This window comes from Comamonas fluminis (genome assembly GCF_019186805.1).
In the GTDB taxonomy this organism is placed as follows: Bacteria; Pseudomonadota; Gammaproteobacteria; order Burkholderiales; family Burkholderiaceae_C; genus Comamonas; species Comamonas fluminis.
In genome coordinates this window covers 3268111-3293845 of sequence record NZ_CP066783.1, presented here as the reverse complement: position 1 = coordinate 3293845, position 25735 = coordinate 3268111, and the positions used below count along the sequence as shown (strand labels likewise).

The window sequence follows — 25735 nt, the reverse complement described above, 5'->3', positions numbered from 1 at the left end:
TGCTTATTGCGCTGCAGTCAGCAGCACAAACGCACTCCAGTAATAAGGGTGAGCAAGGCCAGAGGATGCACTGCCGGAAGTCTGTGCAGAGCGCTGGTCGCTCAAGCCACGCAATTGGGCATGGGGCTGCACAGCAGAGGCGTTTTTGAGCATGGCCAGTTGTGCAGCACGTACGGCCTGGGCGTGGTCCATGGGGCTGGAGAGCGCGGTATAGAAGGCAGTCATGAATTGCTGTGTGCCTTCATCGGCCACGGCCCACAGGCTGGCCAGCACATGGCGGGCGCCACGTGCCTGTGCCAGCCAGGCCAGGCTATCAATTGGCAGGCCTTGTTCTGCGGGGCCAGACGGAACCGCTGTTTCACAGGCAGAAAGCGTCAGCAGGTCCAGTCCATCAAAGCGGAAGCTGGGGCCGTTCAGCTCACCCAAGGTCAGCAACTGGCCATTACCCAGATAGAGACCCGAGGCTTGCCCGTTGCCAGGCATCAGGCGAAAGTGGCTGGCCAGATGCACGACCTTGCGTGTTAGCAAGGCATGGCGCAGGCTATCAGCGGTGAAAGCGTCGTCTTGCTGTGTGTCGTGCCCAATACCTTGCGTATTGGGCAGCTGGGCCAGACCTTCAATTTCTTCCTTGACCTTCGGAAGTGCAGGCAGATCGGCGGTTGCGCGGCTGCTGCCCTGCAGGCTCCAGCCCTCGCGTTCGGGGGCAACTTGCGCATTGTTTTCCGCCTGAACGCCAGTGTCCTGCGGCAAGGCATAGGACTCGCCCAGCCAGTGCTGGCCGTCATGCAAGGCGGCCATAGGCAGGTAGCGCAGGGCGCCTTCCAGATGCACACGCACTTCGGGTGCCTGACCAACGGCAGACTCTGGCGCGGGAGCTGGCAGCCATTGCGCCAGTGGCAGCCATAGCTGCTGGTAAAGCTTGTGAGCCTGAAGCTGCGGATTGCTGCCGCGCTGCTGCAGTTCGCGGCGCAATTGCGCAATGTCCTGTGTCAGCTGCTTTTGCGCAATGGGCAGGCGCACGCGCTGCTCGGGTTGCTGCCCTTGGCGTACGACCACATAGACATGGTCAGGGGCTGGCAGGTAGCGTACTTCTGTCTGATGAGGAGCCAGTGGCTTGAGCTTGACGCCCGTATCCGTGGGCGCCTGCGATTGCGCCATGGGAGTGTCTAAAGACTGCGGCGCTTGCGCCAGAGCCTGCTGCAAGGCATTGGCGTTGTTCTCTCGGTTCTGCCAGGAATGGCGCAGGGCGGATTGAAGCGACTGCGTGGCTGCATCGCGCTGCTGCTCCGCGGGGGTGAGTTCCAGTGCGCGCTGTGGAGGTTGATAGCTGCGCACCAACTGGTGATAGCTTTGCTCGCGGGCCAGGGTCAGTGTCTGCTCCGCTTCGCTGAAGCGCTGGCCTTCCAGCAGCCATTCGGCCAGCTCTTCATAGAGCTCACGGCCACGCTGCATCACGGCTTCACGTTGCGAAGATGTCAGCTCTTTGTCGCTCAGCATGCGCTGCTGCACATTGACAGCCTGCTTGGCGTGATAGATGGCCTCGGACACTTGCTCCATATCTATCAAGGACTGGGCCATGGTGCGGTGGGCCTGCCATTGCCAGTAGTTCACATCCTTGGCAACGCCGATGGCCCAGACCTGCGCGGCGGCCTGCGCAGCTTCCAGGGGGTGATTTTTTTGGCTCAGCAGTTCGGCTTTCTGCAGCAGCAGATAGGCGCTGCCATCTGCGCCTGCGCCGCGTGTCTTACGCTCTTGCTCCAGCAGCGCATCCAGCTGTTGCTCACCAGTGTTGTCGCTTCGCAGGCATCTGGCGCTGGCGCGGTTGATGCCCTCCAGGTTGGCAAAGCGCGGCTGGGCGGCCATGGCTCGTACTTGCTGGCACCAGTACTGCAGTTCCTTGCTCTTATTCAGACCGATACTCAGGTTGACCAATTGATAGATGTTCCAGCTGGCGTGCTGGGCATCGACATCAAGGTGAGGCATCAGTTCTTTGGCAATTTGCAAAGCCTGGGTCTGCTGGCCCATGGAACCTGCCAGGCTGGCCATTTGAAAGCGCAGAGCCAGGCAGATGCTCTGGCGGCACTGGTTCAGGGGCTTGGGCAGAGATTGCTGCAGCTCTTTGGCTAGCCGCTGCGCCAGCGGGTAGCGTGAGCCAGCAATGGCTTTGTACATGCGCTTGTACAACAGCCATTGCGTCTGCTGGTCTTTGGGGCCCAGCATTTTCAGCGCCACCTCGTGGCCCTGGTCAAGGCTGGCTCCAGCTTCGGCACTTCGGGCCTGAAGGTCCAGCAGCGTTGCCTGCCCATCCAAAGCAAACGCATAGCTGGCGGCAGTACGTGCATTGGGAGATTGCTCCCATTCTTGCTTCACTAAAGATAGCGACTTGCGCAGCTCTACCAAGCCTTGCAGGCTTTTATCGTCGGCAGAAAGCAAGATGGCGCGGTACACACCAAAGATGGGCAAAGCGTCGGTGTCGTAACCATTTTCCAGGGTCTGAACCAGTGCTCTGAGACCGGCGGTATCACCTGTCGCCGCCAGTTTCTGCAGCTGTTGCTGCTGCTTCAGACTGATGGGGCGCAGGGTTGCTTGTGCCGTGCATGCGAATGAGAGCCCTGCAGACAGCAAGACCCCGCTCAGCACCCGCGCAACCAGACTGCGGCGCAGGCGAGAGAGGGTGCGTGCTGTCTGCTGCATGGTTTAGAAGTCCTTTTCCAGCATCAGGCCTGCCATCCAGAAGCGCTTGGTGCGCAGGCTGACCTCACTCGTGCCGCCTGAGGGGGCGGCAGGCGTCACTGCGGTTGAATGCCAGTTATTGCCAAACTGGCCCAAAGTGCCCCTGAGGCGCGTGGAGGGGTTGAGCTTCCACATGGCGCGCATGCTCAGGCTGCGCAGTGGGCGAACCTGGCTGATGGTGGTGGGGTTCATTCGGGCTTTGTAGCCAGACTCCAGGCGTACGCTCATGCCCCAGACATCAGGCAGACCACCACCTTGCGTGCGGGCGTCAAAGCCCAGATCCAGCACGGCGGGGGATTGTCCGAACAGTCGTGCGGGAGATTCGCGGTCCGCCACTTTGGTCTCCGTCAAAGTCAGGTTGGCATTGAGGTTGACTGGCAGTTGCAAGGCGGTGTGCTTGAGGTCGTATTGCGCACCCAATTCCAGACCCAGCATACGCGTGCGTGGTCCGTTAATGGAGTGCAGAATCCACAAGACAGGCTGGTTTTGATTGGGTTTTGGGTTTGGTATCGAGTACAGCTCGGTAATCAGTGCATTGGAGATAGAGCGGGCGAACACATTGGCGCTGAGCTTGCCGACCTGTTTGCCCTCATCGCGCAGAGCCTGGGTGAAGCCCAGCTCCAGACCGGTAGAGGTTTCGTGCCTCAGGTCAGGATTACCTTGCAGAAGCGGATTTTGATACCAGCCACCCCAGTCGCGATAAAAGCCCGGGATCATTTCCTTGAACTTGGGATTGCGATAGGTGCGTGCCAGACCCAGGTGGGCACGCTGGTCTGCATTGGGTGTCCAGGCAATATTGAGAGAGGGCAGCCATAGATTGTTTTTGCGGGATGCGTGATCCGAGTCGGGTGGCATCACGTTTTTGATTTCTTCACGGCGCAAGCCAGTTTCCACACTCCACTGACTGCTGGGGCGCCAGTTCCATTGCACAAAAGTGGCATTGGTGTGGCGCTTCATGGTGTCGCTGAAGCTCTCACCATCTTCGATTTCGGTGAAGATGAACTTGTCGCGCTCGATACGGCCACCCAGCGTCAGCACGGATGTTGCGCTCAGCGGCAGATCAAAGCGCAGCGCTGAATGCCATTTGCGCTCGCGGCTGCGGTAGTGTGAGCTGTACTCGCCGCTGTAGTCAGGGGCGTTGTTGAAGTAGTTCTCGCGCTCGGTGGCGCCATATTGATGGGTGCCGATTTCCGCTTGGAATTTGCCGCCGTTGCTGAGCTGGCGATTCCATTTCAGCGTGGGAGCGATGTCCCATTGTGGCGAGATGCGGTTGTACCAGCCTGCTTGCTCGGTGTTGTGATCCACATAGCCGGGCGCGTCGTAGCGATAGTCGACATTGCTGCGTGCGCGCTCAGACTCGGGCGTCACATTGGCCATCCAGCTCAGGCCGATGCGATTGTTGGCATCGGGCCGCACAGCGACCTCGCCAGTGAGCATGAGCTGGCTTTTTCGAATTTGTTTGACACCCTTGTCATCGCGTACTTCAGACACATAGCCCAGGCCATAGTCATTGCTCGTCACGGTTGACGTGATGACCTTGTACTCACGCTGGCGCAGCGTGGTGTTGGTCTGCCACTCCAGCATGTCGCGCTTGCCACCAAGCGACAGAGAGACCGAGTGATCAAACTGACCTTGAGGTGAAAAGCCGGCACGCACGCTGACCGTGTTCTCGGGCTTATCCGTGGCCTGGCGGGTGAAGATGCGAATCGTGCCAGCGACGGCGGTGCCACTTTCGCTGGCAGAAGATCCGCGCTCAATCTCCACGCGCTCAATCATGCCCATGGGAATATCGCCAATCGATGCGTCGCCATTGTCGGAGTTGGCTTTGCGGCCATTGACCATCACTTGCGTATATCCCTCACCCATACCGCGCAGCGAGATATAGCCATTGGCATCGACGCTCACGCCGGGCTGGCGGCTCAGGTATTCCTGCAGTGTGCCATCGCCTTCGGATGTCAGGGCTTCACGGTCGTAAACGGTGGTCTGGGAGTCCATGACCGAGTCTTGCAGCCCTACGACTTTGACTTCGGGAAGTTCTGCACTATGGACAGTCAGGGGAAGCAGGGTGGCCAGAGCTGCACCGAGGTGCAGGGCCAGACGATGGCGAGGGAAAGCGGGAATGGAAGGCACGGTAAACAGAGAGGGCAGGAAACATAAAAAAGTGCATCGCAAAGCGGCAGGCCTTGTGATGCACCTTGGCGTTGTTGCACAAATGCCGGTCGCAGCTGAGGTAGGCTCGGGAGATGAGAGAGACGAGCTGGAAGTACCGCACAACGAACTGGAAGGCTTACAACGCAGCGTTGAAGGCGCGAGGTGAGCTGACCATTTGGCTCGATAGGGATATGCAGTGGCTAGCTCGGCCCACGGGCAAGCGTGGTCGTTGCCAGAAGTTCTCAGATGCGGCCATCCAGTTTTGCCTGACCATCAAGTGCTTGTTTGGCCAGCCCTTGCGCCAGACACTGGGCCTGGTTGAGTCGCTATTGGGTATGGCAGGCCTGCATTGGCCAGTGCCCGACTACAGCACGGTGTGTCGCAGGCAAAAGAGCTTGGATGTGCAGGTGCGCTACCGTGCAAGTGACAAAGGCTTGCACATGCTGGCCGACTCCACGGGCATCAAGTTCTTGGGCGAAGGTGAGTGGAAAACCAAAAAGCACGGTGCCGAGAGCCGCCGCCAGTGGCGCAAGGTGCATCTGGGTATTGATGCCCAGACACTGCAGATTCGGGCCATCGCAGTAACAACCAATGAAGTGGGCGACTCGCCCATGGCAGCAGACCTGCTAGGTCAAATTCCAAGCAATGAAGAGATAGCTAGCTTTACCGGTGATGGGGCGTACGACACGCAGGATGTACATAAGGCGTGCTACCTGCGGGGAGCCATTCCAATCATCCCGCCGCGCAAAGGAGCGAAGCTGCGCAAAGGGCTGGCATTTGCTCACCGCAATGAAGCGGTCAAGGCGTGTAGGCAGTTGGGGCGGGCTATCTGGAAACGCTGGAGCGGCTACCACCGAAGGTCACTGGTGGAGACCAAGATGAATTGCTTCAAGCGACTCGGCGAGAAGGTCATGGCCAGGACGTTTGAGCGCCAGGTGACCGAGCTGCACATCCGAGCTTCAATCCTCAATCAATTTACCGCTCTGGGCACGCCCCAGACAGTCGCTGCTGCGTAAATCTATTTGGGATTGGGGATGCCTTGGCCTATGGCCGATTTATGCAACAAAGCCATGCACCTTGGGTGCCGTTTCCCGTATCTGACGAATGCCGGTGTTTGGACTCTCAGGCCACCATCGAAATACGTGGAAATGGCTAGCTGCCAGTAACAGCTAGTAAGTGATGAATTTTATGAAGGTCCGTCAGAGTTTTTATTATTTAAATGGAACTTCTGGAAAAGTCTTAAAAGACTTTTCGCAAAAAAGGAGCAAAAAGGAAATGTATATATCAATCCAATGGATTGAGCGGCCTTTATGTGAGTACACACCTGTTTTCTATTGACGGAAGTCAAAAGGCCTTTTTGAGAACTTGCGATTATTCCTTTGGGTTCGATATTTTTCTTTTTGAATGCGTCCTCAATGAGTATTCGGAAGTGGAAAAATATTTTTCTCAGTGCAAAGTTTCCTGAATACAACATCGGGGAAAAATTCTCGGGAATTTTTGAACCGAAACAAGTCGCTGATCGAACAAGAAGAGCAGCTGCTAGCCGGGTCAGAAGCTTGTGAGGAGTTTCCTTCTGGGCGGGCGTTGCCGTATCTATTCAAACCGCCTCAAAGGACTTTTCCATGCTTCGCCTCTCTTTTTGGATTCAAGGTCTGTGCCTGACAGCTGCAACCATGAGCTTTGCAGCGCAGGCGCAAGATGTGGTGGATGTCAAAAAAAGCACAAAAATCACAGTCACACAGGTTGTGGTGAGCGGCGACCACGGCGATACCTACGTAATGAAAACCTTGCAGCCCATGGATTCTGATCTGGTGGTGGTGACCTCTGACATGGCCAAAACCGCCCGGCCTTTTTCTGTTGTGAACGACCAGTTCACCGTTGCCCATGTGACAGAACCTGTTTCTGGTATTTCCGAGACGGGAAAGCCGCTGGAATTACCGCAGATTCACGCCGGAGTGCGCGAAGTACATGCGCATTACTTCAATGACGTATATGACGTGGTCTATCTGCAAGATGGCCGCTGGATGCATGTGGAAACGCTGGAAGAGCCGCAGAATGGAAAACTGCTTCTGACAGACGCGCTCAAGCGTGCATCCAGAGCGCTGTAATCCGCCATCGGGTTTCGTGCCAGCTGCCCGCCCATGAGGCAGGAGAATTTCAGACCCTAATGGCTGGCGTAAAAAAGCGAGGCATTGCCTCGCTTGTAAGGGTGTGGGGTTGAGTGCCCGCAATATGAGGCTTAAACCCGGTGGAGCCACTCTTGAAACGTGATCCCCGCGCAGCTTTACCAATGCACTGTCTGCGGCTACATGCTTGGTCTCAAGCGCAAAGCTTGGTTTGGCGGGGTCGTGCTCAAAGCGCTTAGCCTTGCTCGGCCAGCAGTTCCTGCAGGGTCTTGACCTGCATGCGCAGGCGCTCGTTTTCGGCTTCCAGTTCAGTCACACGGGCTTGCAGCTCTTCTGCGCTGGCAAGCGGTGCTGCTTCTGCGGATTCATCAGCCGCAGGCTTTTCAGCCTTGGGCTTTTTCTTGGCATCGCGCACGCGCTTGGCAGCTTGCTTGAGTGCATCGGCGCCTTCGGCGGCCACGGCTTGCTGCTCTTCTTCAGGAAGAGTGGCAACCACGGCTGCGGCATTCAGCGACAGCTCACCAGCCTTGACTGCTGCCACCACTTCCGGGGCGGCTTTTTCCTGAATGGTTTCGATCATCTTGACCTGGCCAGCCGACAGGCGGGCGGCGCGGGCCAGGGCTTCACGGGTGTCCAGTGCCTCATCGGGCACCTTGGCCACGCTGGCCAGTGCCTGGGCGACCACGGGATCGGTGTCACCTTCCCATGGTGCCTCTTCCGTGGCGGGCTGCGCGGCCTTGGCGGCATTTACTGCGGCGGCGGCTGCGGCGCGGCGCTCGGCAATGATTTCGCGCTTGCGCAGGGCCAGCACGCCGCGCTGAAAGTCAGAGACGCTGCGGCGGCCGAGGTGCTGGTCAATCATCCACAGGTGCACATCGTCCATATTCTTGAACTGCGTGGCCTGGATGGTGTTGAAGGGCAGGCCGTGCTTCTGGCAGATGCCATAGCGGTTGTGGCCATCAATCAGCAGATCGCCCCAGACCACCAGTGAGTCGCGGCAGCCCTCGGCGAGGATGCTGCGCTCCAGCGATTCGTATTCGTCCGGGGTGAGAGGGTCGATATAGGCCTTGAGGCCTTCGTCAATCTTGAGTTCCATGGTGTTCGTGTGAGCGCTGAAATTCAGGTTTTAGAGTCAAACAGGCTTGTAGCCCAGCATTTAACAGCGCTATTAGCTATATAAAAAAGAGCAACGCCCCAGCGGTTGGGGCGTTGATGGAAAGCATGGTGCAAGAGCTTACAGCAGACGCGAAATCAGCGCACCTTCCACCGGGCCTTCCATGGGAATGCGAACGCGCACGGGGTTGCCTTGGGCAACATCGACGGGCTGGCCTTCGAGGTTGAACATTTTTTCCAGCTTGATCTGGCGATTGCCCTGAGGGTGAATGACCTCAATGGTGTCACCCACAGAAAAGCGGTTCATGGTCTCGATCTCGGCCATGCCATCGGCGTAGCCGCGCACGGCGCCCACAAAATGGCTGCGCTGCAGCACGCTGTGGCCTGTTTCGTAGTTCTGGTAATCGTTGGCGGGACGGCGCTCCAGCAGGCCGCCGGTGTAGCCTCGGTTGGCCAGGCCTTCCAGTTCGGTAATCAGATGGGGGTTGAAGGGGCGACCTGCCACAGCATCGTCAATCGCGCGGCGATAGACCTGTGCCGTGCGGGCCACGTAGTACAGGCTCTTGGTGCGGCCTTCGATCTTGAGCGAATCCACACCAATCTTGGTCAGGCGCTCCACATGCTCCACGGCCCGCAGGTCTTTGGAGTTCATGATGTAGGTGCCATGCTCATCTTCCATGATGGGCATCATCTCGCCGGGACGGCCTTTTTCTTCCAGCAGATAGATGGCATCGGCCTTGGGGTGGCGCTTCTGATCGCCGCAGGTGCTGGTGAACTGGTTGTCCAGATCGTTCTTGGCTTCTTCAAAGTTGAAGCCGTTTTCCATGGTCTGGCCCAGCGCCTCGCCGGTGTTGGGGTCCACAGCCGCGTCGTGCGTCTTGTAGTCCCAGCGGCAGGCGTTGGTGCAAGTGCCCTGGTTGGGGTCGCGGCGGTTGAAGTAGCCGCTCAGCAGGCAACGGCCCGAGTAGGCAATGCACAGCGCGCCGTGCACAAACACTTCCAGCTCCATATCGGGGCATTCCTGGCGGATCTTTTCGATCTCGTCCAGCGACAACTCACGCGAGAGGATGATGCGCGAGACGCCCATCTTCTGCCAGAACTTCACGGTGGCGTGGTTGGTGGTGTTGGCCTGAACGGAGAGGTGAATTTCCTGCTCGGGCCACTTTTCCTTGACCATCATGATGAGGCCGGGGTCGGCCATGATCATGGCGTCAGGCTTCATGGCAATGATGGGCTCGATGTCGCGCAGATAGGTGCGCACCTTGTCGTTGTGCGCAATCAGATTGCTGGTCAGAAAGAACTTCTTGCCGCGCTCATGGGCTTCCTGAATGCCCTGGGCGATCTGCTCCAGGCGGAATTCATTGTTGCGTGCGCGCAGGCTGTAGCGGGGCTGGCCGGCGTAGATGGCATCGGCGCCAAAGTCATAGGCGGCACGCATCTTGTCGAGCGAGCCGGCAGGCAGCAGCAGTTCGGGGGCTTTGAGGGTCATGATCCTCGTATTGTCCTGCATCACGCTTTTCACTGTGGGTTGATGTGGCTACAGCCAGCGTAGCGTCTGACAGCCGTAGTGCGTTCCATACAGACGCAATTGGTGGTCCAGATTTTTTGAACCTCGGTGCGTTGAGCGACGAATAAGTAGCTGATACGTCACAAAAGTCTGATTGAGTGCGCAAGGTGATGAAGGCTGACAAAGGCTGATAAGGCGTAGAGAGTCATTTTGAATAGCACCGGTTCGCGCTGCAAAAGCCTATATGCCGAGTTTGTAATGAGAGTGAAATCAGCTATGAAAAATCAATTAATCGCATTGGCTGTAGCCGTTTTGCTGGCTGCTTGCGGAGACAAACCCCGTGGTCCCCTTGAGGTACAGGGCAAGACGTTTATGGACCGGGAATTTCCTGTGCAGTTTGAGTTTTCCGGTCGTGATAAAGGGCGTTTTTGGAACATATCGACGGATCGATCCCTTGATTTTCAATACACCCTGGAAGACAAGAAACTGGTGATCGAATACACGCAGCCAAACAGCAAAGAGGTGACAAAGGAAGTTCTGACACTAGATGATTCGCGATATAGCGGAGGGGTTCTGGAGCTTGCCGAACTGAAACCAGAAGACCAAAAGAGGGTGGAAGAAATCAAGGAGGACGCGCGTCTGGAAAAGGAGGGCCAGGCCGGACTCAGCCCTAAATGAGCACCAAGCGATACCAAGGCGTATACCTCCATCGAAACCATCGGTGACGAGCGCAACGATTGGAGTCTAAGCACTGCTTCTGTGCTGCAGATGCCGCAAAAGCAGGCCTGCGCATCTCAACCGTCGGGCGTGTGGGCACGTCCGGCATCAACCCAAGAAAGTGATTGAAAAATGAAGAAAATTCTGTGCGTGGCTTTGACAAGCTTGTTGCTGGTGGCCTGTGGCAAAACCCTGGACGGGACTTATACCGATCCCACGGGAATGGCTGAATTCACCTTTAAAGGCAATAAGCTGGAGATGATGGGCGTGGAGATTGAATACAAAATTGAAGATAACAAGGTCAAGGTGCAAAAAGATGGCGCTACCGTCACCCTGCTGACGATCAAGGACGACGGCACTCTGGTGATGCCCATGGTGGGAGAGCTCAAGAAGAAGTGAGGCGCGGGTGGTGTTGCTGCAATAGCGTTTCACGCTGAGGCAGCTACACCAACCACTGCACACAAATGCGCACGTAGTTGGCGCACGGGCAAGGGCGGCTCGGCAGGGGCCGCAGTGCACAGCAGCAACTGCCGCTGCGCCCACCCGTCCGCCAGCGGCACGGCCACTACTCCTGTGCTGACTGCGTGGCGCCGCACAGCGGCCAGCGGCAGCACGGCAATTCCCACCCCTTGCCCTACCAGCTGGCATAGCCCTTCAAAGTGTGGCAGTTGTACCTGGGTGCGCAGCCACTGGCCGCTGAGTTGCATGGCCTGTTTTTGCAGCAATTGCTGCAGGGCGGAGTCCCGCGGCAGGCCCATCCAGTTTTCGTCTAACAAGTCTTCAAGCATCACGGACACCTGTGCGGCTAGCCGATGCCCAAGCGGCAGGACGGCGACCAGTGGGTCGGCACGCCAGGGCTGGCAGTGCAGGCCGGTCAGCAAAGCGGCATCTTCTGGCGCGGCAGCCACACCGATATCACACAGGCCTTCACGCACAGCACGCAGGACCTCGCTGCTGGTGCATTCCTGCAACTCCAGTGCAATTTGAGGGTGCTGCAGCAAAAAGCCGCCGACCGCCAGCGGCAGGTGTTCACGCACTGCCGAGGTATTGCCACACAGGCGAATCTGTCCGGCCAGACCGGCGCCAAACTCTCCCATCGCGCCGCGCAGCTGCTGCATTTGCGCCAGCACCTGGCGCGCATGCTGGCCCAGCGTGTGGCCGGCCGCCGTGGGCTGCACCCCGCGTGCTTTGCGCACCAGCAGGGCGCAGCCCAGTAGTTCCTCCATGCCGCGCACACGCTCGCTGGCCGATGCCAGGGTGAGGTGGCTGCGCTGCGCGGCAGCGGTCAGCGTGCCGCAGTCCAGAACATGAACAAACAGCTGTAGATCGGTCAGGTCAAAGCGCATGGTGGATGAGAGTGTCTGCGGTCGGTTTTTAGACTTCATTTTTACCTAAGTCTGTGTTTAAAGAATCCCGATAGTCAGTGGGCTTGTATCACCTGATTATGAAGTGTTCGGCAGATTTTTTGATGCTGCCGAGTTCTTTAAAGATATGGATAAAGCGAAGGGTTAATGATGTGGAATGAAGGCTGGATGGCTGCGGTGGCGATTGCCGTGTTTGGTGTGGCGGGCCTGGTCAAAGGCGTTGTTGGGCTGGGCTTGCCAACGGTTTCGATGGCTTTGCTGGCGCTGTTCATGCCACCCGCACAGGCGGCCGCGCTGTTGCTGCTGCCATCGCTGGTGACTAATCTGGTGCAGATGCGGCCAGTGTCGGGTTTGCGGGCCTTGCTGGGGCGCCTGGGGTGGATGCAACTGGGCATTGTGCTGGGCACGCTGGGCGGTATGGCGCTATGGGGTGGCGTGGGCAGTTTGCCTGCGGCCAGATTGGCGCTGGGGCTGGCGCTGGTGGCCTATGGCCTTTGGGGGCTGTGGGGCCGAAGCTGGCAGATTCCTCCGCACCATCAGGGCTGGCTGGGGGCCTTGTGTGGTTTGCTGACGGGGGGCATTACTGCGCTGACGGGTGTGTTCGTTGTTCCTGCCGTGTCGTTTTTGCAGTCTCTGGGGCTGGCGCGAGGTGCATTGATGCAAGCCATGGGCCTGTGCTTTACCACTTCAACACTGGCATTGGGGGCAGGTTTGCTCTGGTCGGGCCAAGGCCTGGGCGCAGAAGGCAGCGGCTGGGTGCCCGGGTTGCTGGCATCGGCATTGATGCTGATACCGGCATTGGCCGGCATGTACTGCGGGGAGTTGCTGCGGCAGAAACTCTCGCCTGCACGCTTCAAGAAAGTGCTGATGCTGAGCTTTTTGCTCCTAGGTGTTTACCTGTGTTTGTAAGCCTTCCTAAAGGGTTGAATTGCTCTGAAACCCGCATGAATGCTGGGTTTGGGGAATGCGCCTAGTTCGTTCAGACGATGGGTGGGCTGAGCCGGAATCCAAGAATGAAGTCGTTATCAATAGCTGTTTGCGTTTGAGTCGGTCATAGCTGCCGAGCGTGAATCCTTGATTGGTACAGGTTGTCGTGAATACGCGCAGCCGCAGCAAATTTTCATCGACAGGGTTCAAAGCCCCCGAGCGCCGTTCGGGCGAAGGAGACTAGACAAGATGGGTATGCAGAAAATCGTGATTCCAGTGGTGGCGGGTTTGATGGCAGGTGCCGCTCTGGCCAAGGCAACTCCCGAGGAGCTGGAAAAAATTGGCAAAACCTACACCTGCGTGGGCGCTGAAAAAGCGGGTACCGCCAGCGGTGTGCCGGAGTACACGGGCAAATGGCTGGGCACGCCGCCCGGCATCAACTACCCACCCCATGAAGGCAAGCATCCGGTGGACCCCTATGCCAATGAAAAGCCGCTGTTCACCATCACGGCAGAGAACATGGCTCAGTACGCAGACAAGCTGACTGATGGGCAAAAAGGTATGTTCAAGGTCTATCCCAAGACCTATCGCATTCCAGTCTATACGGGGCATCGTGATTTCCGCTATCCCGATCATGTCTGTGAATCGGCCCGCAAGAATGCGCAGGATGCAACGCTGAATGCCGATGGCATGGGCGTGACCGCTGTCAATGGCTCCATGCCTTTCCCATTCCCCAAGAGCGGTCTGGAGCTGGCATTCAACAACCTGTTTCCCTACCGCACCTACACCGATCACACCTTGCGTGACAACGTCAATGTGATGGCCGATGGCACCCCTGTCTGGGCGCGCGCCGACAACTATGCGTACTCGACGATGAACCATCCATCCAATGCGGGCAAGCCGATGGAAGGACTGATGTCGCAGGGTATGAACCGCACCTTGCTGCCAGAGCGCGACAAGGGCGGGGTGAACGTGAATGCCGAGCCTGTGAACTTTGGCAAGGACAAGCGCCTGGCCTGGAACTACGACCCCGGTACACGCCGTGTGCGCCAGGTGCCTGAATTCGGCTTTGACCAGCCCATGATTGGCACCAGCGGCAAGATGACGATTGACTCGGACCGCCTGTTCAACGGCTCGCCAGAGCGCTACAACTGGAAGAATCTGGGCAAGAAGGAAATCTTCATTCCCGCCAATGCCTACAAGATTCACGCCAACACCGTGAAGTACGCAGACCTGCTCAAGCCCGGCCACGAAAATCCGGACTTCACGCGCTATGAGCTGCGCCGCGTCTGGGTGCTGGAGGCTACGCTCAAGGAAGGCTACCGTCACATTTACGGCAAGCGCGTGCTGTTCCTGGACGAAGACACCGGCCAGGCTGCGATGAGCGATTACTACGACACCCGTGGTCAGCTGTGGCAGCAGGCGGTGATCAATCACTACTACGGCTTTGACTCCAAGGTCTGGCAGGCTGGCACCAGCTTCTATCACGACCTGCTGTCCGGCTCCTATGTGGCCTACAACCTGTTCCAGGAGCGTCCTGTGGGCCCCATCCTCAACAAGGGTGACCTGAACGCTTCCATGTTCACACCTGCAGCGGCGCGCAGCGCAGGTAACTAAAAACGGCAGGTAGCAGCTGGCAGCGACAGGCTGCACTTGCCAAAACAAAGGGCTTGAAGGTTTTTATCCTTCAAGCCCTTTTCTGTATTGTGCAGGCAGCTATGTTTTTCATAGTTGCCTGCCTGCGTCAGTGCATCAGTCCTGGGGTCTGAATCCAATGACCAGCTCGGATGGCACTTTGCCGTCGATATCGCGTGGCAGCTTGTCCGTCTTGTGCAGAGCGCGGACCACGGCTTCATCCCAGGCCGCGTTGCCGCTGGACTTGGAAATCGTCGCACCCGTGATGGTGCCGTCTGGCGCTGTGCGCACGCGAACCTCGGCACGCGGGTTGCCGCTGATGGCATCGGGATAGACGATGTTGGGCTTGACCTTGGCTGCGACTTTCGCGCCGTAACCCGCAGATGGGCCGCCGCTTGCGCTGCTGCCTGCACCACCGCTGCGGCTGCCGCCGCTTCCGCTGTGGTCGCTACCGCCGGAGCCACCAGCGCCGCCTGCGCTGCCAGCCAGACCTTGCAGGCGAGCCAGTTCGGCCTTGCGACGGTCATCGGCTGCCTTGGCATCCTTGGCGGCTTTTTCCTTGGCGTCCTTGGCAGCCTTTTCTTTTGCGGCTTTGTCCTTTTCGGCCTTTTCTTTGTCAGCCTTGTCCTTGGCCGCTTTTTCGGCCTTCTCGGCTTTCTCTTTCTCCGCTTTCTCGGCTTTTTCCTTCTCGGCCTTTTCCGCTTTTTCCTTGGCTGCTTTTTCAGCCTTGTCCTTGGCGGCTTTCTCGGCTTTTTCCTTTTTCTCGTGCTCGATCTTTTCCTTGCGTTCCTTCTCGGCCTTCTCTGCCTTTTCCGCTTTTTCGGCCTTTTGCTTATCCAGCTTTTCCTGGTGCGCCTTTTCAGCCTTCTCTTTTTCGGCCTTTTCCTTGCGTTCCTTCTCACGCTCTTCCTTGCGCTCTTTCTCGCGCTGCTCACGGGCTTCCTGCTCGGCCTTTTCCTTTTTCTGCTGCTCCAGCTTCTTCTTTTTGGCCAGCGCTATCTCGGCCTCATGGTCATCGTCATGGGCCTGTGGCTTGGGCGCGGGCGCAGGAGGCGGCACGGGGGCTACCACGGGTTCCGGCGCAGGAGGTGGAGGAGGTGGCTCGGGCGCTGGTGCGGGCTCGGGCGAGGGATCGGGGGCAGGAGCGGGCGGAGGCGGGGTGACGGCTGCTGCCGAGGCAGGGGCCGAGCTGCTCCAGACCTCAGCCTCGACCATGGCTTCGTCGGCTTCTTTAGGTGGGCGCACTGTCCATAGCAGGGCGGCAATCAGCAGCCCGTGCGCGGCCAGAGCGAGCGACCAGGAGCGCGCCCGGCCCTTGCTGGGCGGCGGTGCAAACTGGTCGTGATCTTGCTGGTTAGGCATGGTGAATTGGTGGACTGCCGGGGCTGCAGCTGCGGCAGCGCAACCCGGGGCAGTGCTTCATGAATGGGGTCAGTTGCTGGATGAGGAAACAACGCCAAAGGCAATGCGTTTCACACCTGCTTTGGACAAGGTGGTGTGGGCCTTCATGACGTCATCAAATGGCAGACCCTTGTCCGCCACGATCTGAATGGCACTGTCTTCGCTCTGGCCTTGCTGCCAGGACTCGGCAATGCCCTTGAGCTCATCGAGCTTGATGGTCTGTGTGTTGCTGCCGTTCTTGAACTGGACGCTGCCATCCTTGTCCAGCATCACATAGGCAATGTTCTTGGTGGGCGGGCGCGAGGACTTGCCGGCGCTTGGCACATTGATGGAGCCGGGCGTGAGCATGGGCGCTGTCACCATGAAGATGATGAGCAGCACCAGCATCACGTCGATGAAGGGCACCATATTGATTTCGTTGACGGTGCGGCGGTTGCGACCACCGCGTGAACTCATGGCTGGCATGGATCACTCTCCTTACAGATAGTTTGCTCAGTGCGCAGCAGGTATGGCTGGGCAAGGCTCAACTCGGAGACACCAAGCAAGGGCCGCCCCGTAGCGAGGGTGTGGTCCCCCTTCAAGGGGGATGGCGCGAAGCGACTCAGGGGGTGTTTCATTTCAGTGGCCGGATGCCGAGGAGCCGGTAGCTCCCACATTGCGCTGCAAGATGTTGGAGAACTCCTCGATGAAGGTCTCTTCCTGGCTGGCAATGCGGTCGATATTGTGGGCGTAGCGGTTGTAGGCAGTCACAGCGGGAATGGCGGCAAACAGACCCATGGCGGTGGCCACCAGCGCTTCGGCAATGCCGGGGGCCACGGTGGCCAGTGTGATCTGTTCCATATTGGCAAAGCCGGTGAAGGCGTGCATCACGCCCCAGACCGTGCCGAACAGGCCCACATACGGAGAGACCGAAGCCACGGTGCCCAGGAATGACAGGCCGGACTCGATCTCGTCGAGCTCGCGCTGAAAGCTCGCTCGCATGGCGCGGCGTGTGCCGTCCATCAGCGTGGCGACATCGCCAATGCGGCGCTCGCGCAGCTTCTGGTATTCGCGCATGCCGCTGGCAAAAATACGCTCCATGGGACCACCGCTCTTGGCGTTTTGCGTGGCGGTGGTGTAGAGGTCGTTGAGGCTGGTACCGGACCAGAAGTCCTGCTCAAAGTTGTCATTGAGCGAGCGCACCCGCTTCAAAGTCTGCGCCTTGCGGAAGATGGTGGCCCAGCTGGCGATCGAGGCGATCACCAGAATCAGCATGACCAGTTGTACCACCCAGCTGGCCTGCATGACGAGGCTGAGGATGGACATGTCTTGGGAGTTCATGAAAGTTGCTCCAGGATATCGGTTGGAATTCTCGTGGGGCGCATGGTCTTGCCATCCACCCACCCAATGCGGATGGAGCCCTCGCACAGCAGCGTGGGCCCATCGGGTTGATTGTCAGTATTCACTAGCAGTGCTTGCTGCGCAATTGTGAGCGAAGCACGGCCAGAACTTTGCAGGCTGGCGGTAACAATGAGTTGGTCATCCAGCCGGGCAGGGCGCAGATATTCCAGCTGCGCTGAAGTTACGACAAAGATGCCGCCGGTTTGTTCCCGCAATTGCTGCTGGGCAATGCCCAGAGAGCGCAGCCACTCGGTGCGGGCGCGCTCGAAGAACTTGAGGTAGTTGGCGTAGAAGACAACGCCACCGGCGTCGGTGTCTTCCCAATACACCCTGATGGGGAACTCAAAGGCCATGGTCGGTTAGCCTAGGAGCTTCTTCAGGCGTGCAATGGCTTCCTGCAACTGCTCCATGGAGTTGGCTGTAGAAAAGCGCACATAGTTGGCGGTCTCGGCCTGGCCAAAGTCACGGCCGGGTGTGATGGCCAGATGGGCCCGATTCATCACGGCATAGGCAAAGTCCCAGCTGCCCTTGACGCCCAGCTTTTCCGCTGCGGCGCGGCAGTCAGCCCAGGCGTAGAAAGCGCCATCGGGTTTGACAGGTACGGGCAGACCAATCGATTCCAGTGCTGGAATGAAATAGTCGCGGCGGGCCTTGAATTCGGCGCGGCGGCGCTCGTATTCGGCAATGCTCTCTGGCTCAAAGCAGGCCAGCGCCGCGTATTGCGACACCGTGCTGGCGCAGATGAACAGATGCTGGGCCAGCATCTCGATGGGGGCGACCAGAGACTCCGGCACCACCATCCAACCCAGACGCCAGCCCGTCATATTGAAGTACTTGCTGAAGCTGTTGATGGAGATGATGTCCTCGCCCAGTTCCAGCGCGGATTTGCCAAAGGCCTCGTCGTGCGACAGGCCCAGATAGATTTCATCGACGATGGTCAGCCCACCCTTGGCGCGCACCACTTCGTGAATGCGGCGCAGTTCGTCGGGCGCAATGGATGTGCCCGTGGGGTTGGATGGCGAAGCCAGCATCACACCACGTGTGTGCGGGCCCCAGGCGGCCTGCACCTTGGCGGCGCTGAGCTGAAAGCGCTCTGCCGCCGACGATGGAATCAGTACCGCCTTGCCTTCTGCCGCCGAGACAAAGTGGCGGTTGCAGGGGTAGCTGGGGTCGGGCATCAGCACTTCGTCGCCCGGGTTGATCAGTGCCAGACATGCCAGCTGCAGCGCCGCCGAAGCACCGGCGGTGATGATGATGCGGCGCGCTGGCACGTCCACACCAAAGCGGCTGGCGTACCAGGCGCTGATTTTTTCGCGCAGCTCGGGCAGGCCGGGAGCCTGTGTGTACTGCGTGCGGCCATCGCGAATGGCGCGCTCGGCCGCCTGTTGCACCAGCGGCGGGGCGCTGAATTCAGGTTCGCCAATGTTCAGATAGATCATGGGCGAGCCGCTGGCGCTGGACTGGCGTGCCACTTCCTGCGCGTGCTTGGCCATCTCCATCACATAAAACGGCTCGATGCGCTGGGCGCGCTGGGAAAGCTCAATCACGGACATGAAGCAATGTTCTCTCAATAAAACTGACAGTGCACCGACCACTGGCCGGTGGTGGGATTGCGACCCAGATAGACGATGCCGCCATCCACCCAGTTCAGGCCGGCTTTGCCTTCGCTGTCGATTTGCAGCAGGTATTCGGGCTCATCGGAAGAGGGCAGCCAGTTGCCGTCTTCATCCTGAACCGGGCGCAGAAAAGCAATCTCGTGCTGCAGGCTTTTTGCATAGCCGCCCAGCTTGGTGCGGCCCGAGCACAGGCCGTGGGCCTCCTCGGGAAAGTCTTCCATGCCTTCGGGAAGGCGCATGCTGGAGTCGTCATAGCAAGGGTGATCTTGCTGCGGCTGCAGCCAGCGGGCTTCAAAGCCCTTGCCTATCCATGCATCATCACGAAAGGGTGGTTGCTGGCGCGGCACGAGGCCTGCAAGATCTGCGCGCAGTCGTATGGCCCAGGTCTCGGGTGCGCAACTGCTTTCTATGAATTTTTCACCCACAAAGAACTGCAGCATTGCTGCGTCTTTGAGAGCATCCGGGCGCCAGGGGGCTTGGGCCAGATTGAGCTGGGCAATGAACTGCATGGGCTGGTCCGCGCTGTCCAGCGGCCAGGTTTCCTCAGGCTTCATCAGTGGAGGTAGCCCGAAATGTGAGGCCGCAGGATCGCCTGTGGGCCTGAAGCCACCGACTTCCAGCACACAGCAGGCGCTGGTGTTGAGCGCGAGCCAAGGCGCCAGCTCCTGAGCGAGGTCAGGAGTCAGCTCGGGGCTGGGGGCCAGAGATGCTTGACGAGAGGAGTCCATGCGGTCCTTGCGCCTGCCGTTGGGGGCGGGTGAGTGGGTGTCAGGCGGGGCTGGGCCCGCCTGTTGAAGCAGGCTGCGTCAGCCCGCTTCAATCATTGCGCCTGGTTCTTGGCGCGGTCGTGCGCGACTTCAGTGGCGCGCAGTTCGGGGGCCAGACCGTTGAGCACGGCGTTCACATACTTGTGGCCGTCGGTGCCGCCAAATTCCTTGGCCAGCTCGATGCACTCATTGAGCACAACGCGCCAGGGCACATCGGGGCAGTTCTGGAACTCATACACGCCAATCCACATGCAGGCATGCTCGATGGGCGAGATTTCGCTCAGGCCGCGGTCCAGCTTGGGTGTGATCAGCGCATCCAGTGCGGCTTCGTTTTCGGCGCAGCCGCGCAGCAATGCGTCGTAGTGCACCACGTCTGCCTTGTGAAAACCTGCCAGATCACGCGTAAAGCGGTCGATCTCCAGGATTTCGTTGCGGCCCACGATGTGCTGATACAGACCTTGCAGCGCGAATTCGCGTGCACGGCTGCGGTTGGATTTGGAGCCTGCCTTGCGTGCGCCGGTGCTGGTCAGACCGGTGCGTTTCTGGGGCGGGCGGCGCGAGCCGGACTCGCTGGATTGTTCTTCACTCATGATCGTCGTAGGAGTTGAGCAGATTGGCCATTTCCACGGCGACCTGGGCGGCATCGCGACCCTTGTCAACCTGGCGGGCAATGGCTTGCTCGATGTTTTCTGTGGTGATGATCGCGTTGGCGATCGGCAGGCGGTAGTCCAGGGCAAGGCGTGTCACGCCTGCGCCCGATTCATTGGCTACCAGCTCAAAGTGGTATGTCTCGCCACGGATGATGCAGCCCAGCGCCACCAGGGCGTCGTACTGATCGGTGTCGGCCAGTGTCTGCAGTGCCACGGGCACTTCCAAGGCGCCGGGGACTGTGACATGGTCGATATTCTCGGACTTCACACCCAGCTTCAGCAGCTCGTCGCGGCAGGAAGCAAACAGGGTGTTGGTAATGCTTTCGTTGAAGCGCGCCTGCACGATGCCGATCTTCAATGCGGCACCGTTCATGTTCTGGCCTTGGCCTTTTTCTGCGTTCTGCATAGTGTTTTCCGTCTCTTATTCTTTGGGGATGTAACCCGTGATTTCCAGGCCATAACCGGCCATGCTGGGCATGCGGCGGGGCTGGCCCATCAGATGCATTTTGCTCACGCCCAGTTCCCGCAGAATCTGTGCGCCCACACCGTAGGTGCGCAGGTCCATGCGGCCGCGCTCAGGCGCCTGGGCCGAGCGGGCTTTGCCCTCGAACTGGGTCAGCAGTTGCTCGCCCGATTCGCTGCAGTTGAGCAGCACGGCCACGCCCTGGCCATTCTTGGCAATGTATTGCAGGCTTTCGTCCAGGCACCAGGAGTGCTGGTTACGACCCACTTCCAGCACATCCAGCACCGACAGCGGCTCGTGCACGCGCACAGGGATGGTGGTGTTGGTCTGCCATTCGCCCTTGACCAGTGCCAGATGCACGGAGCCGCTGGGCACATCGCGGAAAGCGTGGGCGATGAATTCGCCGTGGGCTGTCTGCATGGGGCGGCTGCCCACTTTTTGCAGCAGCGACTCGTTGCGGCTGCGGTATTCGATCAGGTCGGCAATGGTGCCGATCTTGATGCCGTGCTCGGCGCAGAACAGTTGCAGATCAGGCAGGCGGGCCATGGTGCCGTCGTCCTTCATGATCTCGCAGATCACGGAAGAAGGCGAGCAGCCGGCCAGCGCCGCCAGATCGCAACCCGCTTCCGTGTGACCTGCGCGCATCAGCACGCCGCCATCCACGGCCTGCAGGGGGAAGACATGGCCGGGCTGCACCAGGTCGGTGGGCTGGCTGTCCTTGTTCACGGCAACCTGAATGGTGCGGGCACGGTCAGCGGCGGAGATACCGGTGGTCACGCCCTCGGCAGCTTCAATGGAGATGGTGAAAGCCGTGCTGTACACCGTGCCATTGCGCGCAGCCATGGGGGGCAGCTTGAGGAATTCGCAGCGCTCGCGGGTCAGCGTCAGGCAGATCAGGCCACGTCCAAAACGGGCCATGAAGTTAATGGCTTCGGGCGTGACATGGTCCGAGGCCAGAACCAGATCGCCTTCGTTTTCGCGATCTTCTTCGTCAACGAGCACGACCATGCGGCCGGCGCGCATTTCCGCCACGATGTCTTCGACCGGGGAGATGGGCACGGGTTGGAGGGAACTGTTCATGGATTGCCTTCTTGGACGTGATTGCGATGCATTGCAGTCAGCGGCTGGCGCTTGCACGCACCAGTGAGGCATTGCCAGCGTCGCCAAAGGGCGCTGGCAGGACTTCCAAAGAACGTGTAAGGCGGGAGTCCGCCAGAGCAGAGCCGCTTTCGGCAGGGCAGGGCCTTGCGGAAAGTGCTCATTCTATTGCAGTGTGGGCTTTCGTCGCTCCAGTTGCCCCTGAAACCATGATCCAGTGCAAAGCGCTGCGGTGTGAACTGGCGCGATGCGCCTCAGAAGCAGTAAGCAAGAGCACAGGTGCCCCCAGCGTCTCGCTGCGATGTTGCCAGGAGAAATCTATTTCAGATGGCGTCTTTGAGCACGATGTCGCTGTCCGGATAGGCGCAGCAGGGCAGCACATAGCCCTCGGCCTTTTCTTCGGGCGTCAGGCCCGGCCATTCAATGTCGTAATGCACAGTGCCCGAGACCATCTGCCCCAGGCAGGTGCGGCAGGTGCCGTTGCGGCAGGAACTGGGCCAGTTCACGCCACCGCTCTCCAGCGAATCAAGCAGCGACTGGTCTGCCCAGGCGTCAACCTGCTGGCCGCTGGGCTCGCATTTGGCAATGAAAAAAGGTGGGGCAAAAGGGGAATCGTTGGACATGGGGCTGGGATGTTCAAGACATGCAAAACCCGTGTTTGTAACGGCTTTGCCAAGGCCGTGGTGCTTGCGTGGCTTGCCTGTTTTTTAATCACTCGGAGGTGATTCTTTACAAAACAAGGACTTGCAGCGTTTACATCTGCCCGGGGGCAGTTTGTCCACATGCTTGTTCAGCAGAAATGGGGGTAATTCCTGGCGAGTGCGCTGGCGGCCCTGTGGATGGCTTGGTGGCGGTTTTTTGGCTTTTTTGTGCTTAAAAAATAAGCGTAAATAATTAAATCATTTGAAATCAAAGACTTGTATTGATTATTCATCTTCACAATGAAGTTGTTCACAAGCTTGTTCAACGGGACTCAGGATAAGTTGACCGGATATGAGTGGTGGTGCCTAAAAAATCATCAATTAAATTAATGTTAATAAAATCAAATACTTGCTTTTGCATTGCAGAGGCTATTCAAGCTTGTCCACAGGCTTGTAGCGAAAAAATGGGGAAAAGCACATCGGCTGTGCATGAAATTTAATTGCTATGAATACATGAGCTGTATGCGCTTGCCATGCATTCAATTAGTAGTTCAATCAATTCATAGTCAATGATGGATAGGCGCTTGGTGCTCCTGAATTAATAGTCGTTGCTCCAGATTTACCCGAATGAGTCACCAAAGCTACGTTGCACTGCAGCATGCAGCGCTTACAGTGAATTGCATCAATGCACAGAGCAAGGAGCTAGACATCATGGCAATGGATTTTCAAGGCCGTGTGGCCATCGTGACCGGTGCGGGCGGCGGCCTGGGGCGTTTGCATGCGCTGGCGCTGGCGCAGCGCGGCGCCAAGGTGGTGGTCAACGATCTGGGTGGCGCGGTGGATGGCTCGGGCAGCTCGGCGACGGCAGCGCAGAAGGTGGTTGATGAGATTCGTGCAGCCGGTGGCGAGGCCATTGCCAACGCCGCTTCGGTCACTGACTTCGAGGCCGTGCAGGCCATGGTGCAGCAGGCCGTTGATACCTGGGGCCGGGTGGACATTCTGGTCAACAACGCGGGCATTCTGCGCGACAAGAGCTTTGCCAAGATGGACATGGCTGACTTCCGCTTGGTCGTTGATGTGCACCTGATGGGCGCGGCCAACTGCTGCAAGGCCGTGTGGCCGCATATGCAGGCGCAGAACTATGGCCGCATCGTGATGACGACTTCGTCCACCGGTTTGTATGGCAACTTTGGCCAGGCCAACTACGGCGCCGCCAAGCTGGCGCAGGTGGGCCTGATGCAGACCCTGGCCATTGAAGGCGCCAAGCACGATATTCGCGTCAACGCCCTGGCGCCCACAGCCGCCACGCGCATGACGGCAGGCCTGCTGCCAGAGCCTGTGCTGGAAGCGCTCAAGCCCGAGGCGGTGGTGCCCGCCATGCTGGTGCTGGCCCACGAGGGCGCACCCACGCGCACCATTCTGTGTGCAGGTGCTGGTGGCTTTGAGGCGGCCAATATCACCATGACGGAAGGCATTTATCTGGGCATGGGCGATGCAGTGCCCGAAGCGCTGGCTGCACGCCTGGCGGAAGTTACGGCCCGTGAAGGCGATCAGGTTCCTGGAAGCGGCGGGGTGCAAGGCCAGGTGGAAGTGGGCAAGGCGATGAAGGCCCACGGTCACTGATGCTGCGCTTCGGTGCCTGCTAGCACGACTTGAACAAGCCCTCTGACGAGGGCTTTTTGTTTGCTGGATGTGGGCATTTGCTCACCCTCTGATGCCTTCTGAATCTGACAGTTTTCTGGCGCATTTTGGAGGCTATACGCCTACAACAGGCCAAAAAACGTGGTTAAGCGGACGGCGCACATCGCGTTTCGCCGTGTTTCTCTATGATTCGCCGTCTGGGCGCATCCGGGCAGACAAAGTTTGTCTTTAGCGTCTTCAACACAAGGTAAACAAGAATGAAGACATCGCAGGCTGCCATGAACATGCCCTCTGCCGAAAGGCTGCTGGGCATCCGTCGTGGGATTGAGAAAGAGGGACTGCGCTCACTGGCCAATGGGTCTCTGGCGCTGACTCCGCACCCTTCGGTGCTGGGCTCGGCTCTGACCCATCCCCATATCACCACCGACTACAGCGAGTCGCAGCTGGAACTCATCACCGGCGCACGTCTGGGCGTGCAGGAATGCCTGGATGAGCTGACTGAAGTCCATCAGTTCGTGCTGCGCAATCTCAGCGAGAGCGGCGAGCTGATGTGGAATTCCAGCATGCCCTGCCGGCTGCCCATTGATGAAACGATTCCGCTGGGCCGCTATGGCAGCTCGCACTCTGGCCGCTCCAAGAGCGTCTATCGCATGGGTCTGGGCCACCGCTATGGCCGCCGCATGCAGACCATCTCCGGCATTCACTACAACTGGTCGCTGCCCGGTGTCAGCAGCGATGAATACTTTGCGCTGATTCGCAATTTCCGCCGCAACGCCTTTGTGCTGCTGTACCTGTATGGCGCATCGCCCGCGCTGTGCCCCTGCTTTGTCGAGGGGCGCGAGCACCGCCTGCAAAAGCTGGGCGATGGCAAGGATGCGCTGTATCTGCCCTACGCCACGTCGCTGCGCATGGGCCGTCTGGGCTATCAGAGCGATGCGCAGTCCAGCATCAATGTCAGCTACAACGGGCTGGACGGCTATGCCGATTCCCTGCACGAAGCGCTGACGCGTCCCTATCCTGCGTATGAGCAGCTGGGCGTGAAGAACCCTGGCGGCGATTACAACCAGCTGGGCACCGGCCTGCTACAGATTGAAAACGAGTTCTACGGCACCATCCGCCCCAAGCGCACTGTGAAGAGCGGCGAGCGCCCGCTGCACGCGCTGCGCGAGCGCGGTGTGGAGTATGTGGAAGTGCGCCTCATGGATATCGATCCCTTCGAGACCGTGGGCATCGCCCCGGCCACCATGCGCATGATCGATGTCTTTTTGCTGCATTGCCTGCACACGGACAGCCCGCCTGACACCCCGCAGGAAATTGCCGACCTCAAGCACAACCAGCATCTGGCGGCAGAGCAGGGGCGCGAGCCGGGCCTGACGCTGGCGCGTAACGGCCAGCAGGTGCTGCTGACGGACTGGGCGCAGGAAGTGCTGCAGCAGTGCAAGCCCTATGCCCAGGCGCTGGATGCGGCGCATGGCTGTGGCGACTACAGCGCAGCGCTGCAGCAGGCGCTGGACCGCGTGAGCGGCGCACAGACCACGCCCTCGGCCCATGTGCTGGAGCAGCTGACCGGCCCTTATGGCAACCGTTTCATCGAATTCATGACAGCGCAGTCCGCCAAGTCGCGCGACGCCTTGCTGGCCATGCCCTGGACGGCTGAGCAGCAACAGCGCTTTGAGCAGATGAGCGAGAAATCTTTTGCGGCGCAGTCCGCCATCGAAGCTGCAGACACCCTGACTTTTGAGGAGTGGCGCCAGCGGTATATGGACCCGGCTAGCCTGCTGTAATTCATAAAGTTGATAGCTGAA

At 59.0% G+C, this 25735-nt stretch carries 23 protein-coding genes; 8 read left to right on the top strand and 15 right to left on the bottom strand.

The window, feature by feature from the left end; genetic code table 11:
- Positions 1–3: 3 nt before the first annotated feature.
- Together JDW18_RS15315 and JDW18_RS15310 are read right to left on the bottom strand one after the other, a co-directional pair.
- On the bottom strand, positions 4–2694 hold the full coding sequence (locus JDW18_RS15315) for a CHAT domain-containing protein (protein WP_218240258.1): 2691 nt from the start codon (positions 2692–2694) through the stop codon (positions 4–6).
- 3 nt (positions 2695–2697) lie between these two features.
- A complete protein-coding gene (locus JDW18_RS15310; RefSeq protein WP_218240257.1) occupies positions 2698–4863 on the bottom strand; it encodes a TonB-dependent receptor plug domain-containing protein in 2166 nt (721 codons plus the stop codon).
- A 113-nt stretch (positions 4864–4976) separates the two neighbouring features.
- Between JDW18_RS15310 and JDW18_RS15305 the strand changes: the two genes are divergently transcribed.
- Complete coding sequence (locus JDW18_RS15305) at positions 4977–5900, top strand: IS5-like element ISAav2 family transposase (RefSeq protein WP_218240256.1); 924 nt, start codon at positions 4977–4979, stop codon at positions 5898–5900.
- Positions 5901–6506: 606 nt separating this feature from the next.
- The gene (locus tag JDW18_RS15300) at positions 6507–6992 is read left to right on the top strand and encodes a hypothetical protein (protein WP_218240255.1); all 486 of its coding nucleotides are present in this window, start codon (positions 6507–6509) and stop codon (positions 6990–6992) included.
- A 253-nt stretch (positions 6993–7245) separates the two neighbouring features.
- Here the strand turns inward: JDW18_RS15300 and JDW18_RS15295 are convergent, their stop codons facing one another.
- Both JDW18_RS15295 and trhP read right to left on the bottom strand, forming a co-directional pair.
- Positions 7246–8106, bottom strand: coding sequence for a plasmid replication/partition related protein (locus tag JDW18_RS15295; protein WP_218240254.1), 861 nt, complete (start codon positions 8104–8106; stop codon positions 7246–7248).
- Between the two features lie 138 nt (positions 8107–8244).
- Positions 8245–9633, bottom strand: coding sequence for a prephenate-dependent tRNA uridine(34) hydroxylase TrhP (gene trhP / locus JDW18_RS15290; RefSeq protein ID WP_218240253.1), 1389 nt, complete (start codon positions 9631–9633; stop codon positions 8245–8247).
- A gap of 273 nt (positions 9634–9906) precedes the next feature.
- On the opposite strand from trhP, the gene JDW18_RS15285 reads away from it, so the two are divergent.
- On the top strand, positions 9907–10308 hold the full coding sequence (locus tag JDW18_RS15285) for a hypothetical protein (protein WP_218240252.1): 402 nt from the start codon (positions 9907–9909) through the stop codon (positions 10306–10308).
- 171 nt (positions 10309–10479) lie between these two features.
- Entirely contained in the window at positions 10480–10746 is a 267-nt protein-coding gene (locus JDW18_RS15280) for a hypothetical protein (protein WP_218240251.1), read from the top strand.
- Positions 10747–10775: 29 nt separating this feature from the next.
- Here the strand turns inward: JDW18_RS15280 and JDW18_RS15275 are convergent, their stop codons facing one another.
- Entirely contained in the window at positions 10776–11693 is a 918-nt protein-coding gene (locus JDW18_RS15275) for a LysR family transcriptional regulator (RefSeq protein ID WP_218243932.1), read from the bottom strand.
- Between the two features lie 168 nt (positions 11694–11861).
- Between JDW18_RS15275 and JDW18_RS15270 the strand changes: the two genes are divergently transcribed.
- Together JDW18_RS15270 and JDW18_RS15265 are read left to right on the top strand one after the other, a co-directional pair.
- Complete coding sequence (locus tag JDW18_RS15270; RefSeq protein WP_218243931.1) at positions 11862–12620, top strand: sulfite exporter TauE/SafE family protein; 759 nt, start codon at positions 11862–11864, stop codon at positions 12618–12620.
- Between the two features lie 273 nt (positions 12621–12893).
- A complete protein-coding gene (locus JDW18_RS15265; protein WP_218243930.1) occupies positions 12894–14255 on the top strand; it encodes a DUF1329 domain-containing protein in 1362 nt (453 codons plus the stop codon).
- Positions 14256–14390: 135 nt separating this feature from the next.
- Here the strand turns inward: JDW18_RS15265 and tolA are convergent, their stop codons facing one another.
- The 10 genes from tolA to JDW18_RS15215 form a co-directional block, all read right to left on the bottom strand.
- Positions 14391–15635, bottom strand: a complete 1245-nt coding sequence (tolA, locus tag JDW18_RS15260; protein WP_218240250.1) for a cell envelope integrity protein TolA — start codon at positions 15633–15635, stop codon at positions 14391–14393.
- Positions 15636–15704: 69 nt separating this feature from the next.
- Positions 15705–16139: an ExbD/TolR family protein gene (locus tag JDW18_RS15255; protein WP_218240249.1), complete on the bottom strand. Its 435-nt coding sequence runs from the start codon at positions 16137–16139 to the stop codon at positions 15705–15707.
- Between the two features lie 153 nt (positions 16140–16292).
- Complete coding sequence (gene tolQ / locus JDW18_RS15250) at positions 16293–16994, bottom strand: protein TolQ (RefSeq protein WP_218240248.1); 702 nt, start codon at positions 16992–16994, stop codon at positions 16293–16295.
- Entirely contained in the window at positions 16991–17407 is a 417-nt protein-coding gene (gene ybgC, locus JDW18_RS15245; protein ID WP_218240247.1) for a tol-pal system-associated acyl-CoA thioesterase, read from the bottom strand. The genes tolQ and ybgC overlap by 4 nt, the downstream gene beginning before the upstream one ends.
- A 6-nt stretch (positions 17408–17413) precedes the next feature.
- Entirely contained in the window at positions 17414–18607 is a 1194-nt protein-coding gene (locus JDW18_RS15240; RefSeq protein WP_218240246.1) for a pyridoxal phosphate-dependent aminotransferase, read from the bottom strand.
- Between the two features lie 14 nt (positions 18608–18621).
- Positions 18622–19398 (bottom strand): DUF1963 domain-containing protein, encoded by a 777-nt coding sequence (locus tag JDW18_RS15235; protein WP_218240245.1) that lies wholly within the window; start codon positions 19396–19398, stop codon positions 18622–18624.
- 92 nt (positions 19399–19490) lie between these two features.
- Positions 19491–20027 (bottom strand): transcription antitermination factor NusB, encoded by a 537-nt coding sequence (gene nusB, locus JDW18_RS15230; RefSeq protein WP_218240244.1) that lies wholly within the window; start codon positions 20025–20027, stop codon positions 19491–19493.
- Positions 20020–20493 (bottom strand): 6,7-dimethyl-8-ribityllumazine synthase, encoded by a 474-nt coding sequence (gene ribH / locus JDW18_RS15225; protein WP_218240243.1) that lies wholly within the window; start codon positions 20491–20493, stop codon positions 20020–20022. The genes nusB and ribH overlap by 8 nt, the downstream gene beginning before the upstream one ends.
- Positions 20494–20508: 15 nt before the next feature.
- On the bottom strand, positions 20509–21630 hold the full coding sequence (gene ribBA, locus JDW18_RS15220) for a bifunctional 3,4-dihydroxy-2-butanone-4-phosphate synthase/GTP cyclohydrolase II (protein ID WP_218240242.1): 1122 nt from the start codon (positions 21628–21630) through the stop codon (positions 20509–20511).
- A 341-nt stretch (positions 21631–21971) separates the two neighbouring features.
- Entirely contained in the window at positions 21972–22271 is a 300-nt protein-coding gene (locus tag JDW18_RS15215) for a 2Fe-2S iron-sulfur cluster-binding protein (RefSeq protein WP_218240241.1), read from the bottom strand.
- A gap of 729 nt (positions 22272–23000) precedes the next feature.
- Here JDW18_RS15215 and JDW18_RS15210 point away from each other — a divergent pair.
- Both JDW18_RS15210 and gshA read left to right on the top strand, forming a co-directional pair.
- Positions 23001–23912 (top strand): SDR family NAD(P)-dependent oxidoreductase, encoded by a 912-nt coding sequence (locus JDW18_RS15210; protein ID WP_218240240.1) that lies wholly within the window; start codon positions 23001–23003, stop codon positions 23910–23912.
- Positions 23913–24187: 275 nt separating this feature from the next.
- Positions 24188–25714, top strand: a complete 1527-nt coding sequence (gene gshA / locus JDW18_RS15205) for a glutamate--cysteine ligase (protein ID WP_218240239.1) — start codon at positions 24188–24190, stop codon at positions 25712–25714.
- The last annotated feature ends 21 nt before the right edge of the window (positions 25715–25735 follow it).

Excerpts from the sequence above, each read along its gene's own strand:
- tolQ (WP_218240248.1), bottom strand. The coding sequence starts at position 16,994 with ATGAACTCCCAAGACATGTCCATCCTCAGCCTCGTCATGCAGGCCAGC.
- JDW18_RS15215 (WP_218240241.1), bottom strand. The coding sequence starts at position 22,271 with ATGTCCAACGATTCCCCTTTTGCCCCACCTTTTTTCATTGCCAAATGC.
- JDW18_RS15300 (WP_218240255.1), top strand. The coding sequence starts at position 6,507 with ATGCTTCGCCTCTCTTTTTGGATTCAAGGTCTGTGCCTGACAGCTGCA.
- JDW18_RS15280 (WP_218240251.1), top strand. The coding sequence starts at position 10,480 with ATGAAGAAAATTCTGTGCGTGGCTTTGACAAGCTTGTTGCTGGTGGCC.
- JDW18_RS15285 (WP_218240252.1), top strand. The coding sequence starts at position 9,907 with ATGAAAAATCAATTAATCGCATTGGCTGTAGCCGTTTTGCTGGCTGCT.
- JDW18_RS15255 (WP_218240249.1), bottom strand. The coding sequence starts at position 16,139 with ATGCCAGCCATGAGTTCACGCGGTGGTCGCAACCGCCGCACCGTCAAC.
- gshA (WP_218240239.1), top strand. The coding sequence starts at position 24,188 with ATGAAGACATCGCAGGCTGCCATGAACATGCCCTCTGCCGAAAGGCTG.
- JDW18_RS15275 (WP_218243932.1), bottom strand. The coding sequence starts at position 11,693 with ATGCGCTTTGACCTGACCGATCTACAGCTGTTTGTTCATGTTCTGGAC.
- ribBA (WP_218240242.1), bottom strand. The coding sequence starts at position 21,630 with ATGAACAGTTCCCTCCAACCCGTGCCCATCTCCCCGGTCGAAGACATC.
- ybgC (WP_218240247.1), bottom strand. The coding sequence starts at position 17,407 with ATGGCCTTTGAGTTCCCCATCAGGGTGTATTGGGAAGACACCGACGCC.
- JDW18_RS15270 (WP_218243931.1), top strand. The coding sequence starts at position 11,862 with ATGTGGAATGAAGGCTGGATGGCTGCGGTGGCGATTGCCGTGTTTGGT.
- JDW18_RS15240 (WP_218240246.1), bottom strand. The coding sequence starts at position 18,607 with ATGTCCGTGATTGAGCTTTCCCAGCGCGCCCAGCGCATCGAGCCGTTT.
- tolA (WP_218240250.1), bottom strand. The coding sequence starts at position 15,635 with ATGCCTAACCAGCAAGATCACGACCAGTTTGCACCGCCGCCCAGCAAG.
- JDW18_RS15210 (WP_218240240.1), top strand. The coding sequence starts at position 23,001 with ATGGCAATGGATTTTCAAGGCCGTGTGGCCATCGTGACCGGTGCGGGC.
- trhP (WP_218240253.1), bottom strand. The coding sequence starts at position 9,633 with ATGCAGGACAATACGAGGATCATGACCCTCAAAGCCCCCGAACTGCTG.
- JDW18_RS15265 (WP_218243930.1), top strand. The coding sequence starts at position 12,894 with ATGCAGAAAATCGTGATTCCAGTGGTGGCGGGTTTGATGGCAGGTGCC.
- JDW18_RS15295 (WP_218240254.1), bottom strand. The coding sequence starts at position 8,106 with ATGGAACTCAAGATTGACGAAGGCCTCAAGGCCTATATCGACCCTCTC.
- JDW18_RS15315 (WP_218240258.1), bottom strand. The coding sequence starts at position 2,694 with ATGCAGCAGACAGCACGCACCCTCTCTCGCCTGCGCCGCAGTCTGGTT.
- JDW18_RS15235 (WP_218240245.1), bottom strand. The coding sequence starts at position 19,398 with ATGGACTCCTCTCGTCAAGCATCTCTGGCCCCCAGCCCCGAGCTGACT.
- JDW18_RS15305 (WP_218240256.1), top strand. The coding sequence starts at position 4,977 with ATGAGAGAGACGAGCTGGAAGTACCGCACAACGAACTGGAAGGCTTAC.
- nusB (WP_218240244.1), bottom strand. The coding sequence starts at position 20,027 with ATGAGTGAAGAACAATCCAGCGAGTCCGGCTCGCGCCGCCCGCCCCAG.
- ribH (WP_218240243.1), bottom strand. The coding sequence starts at position 20,493 with ATGCAGAACGCAGAAAAAGGCCAAGGCCAGAACATGAACGGTGCCGCA.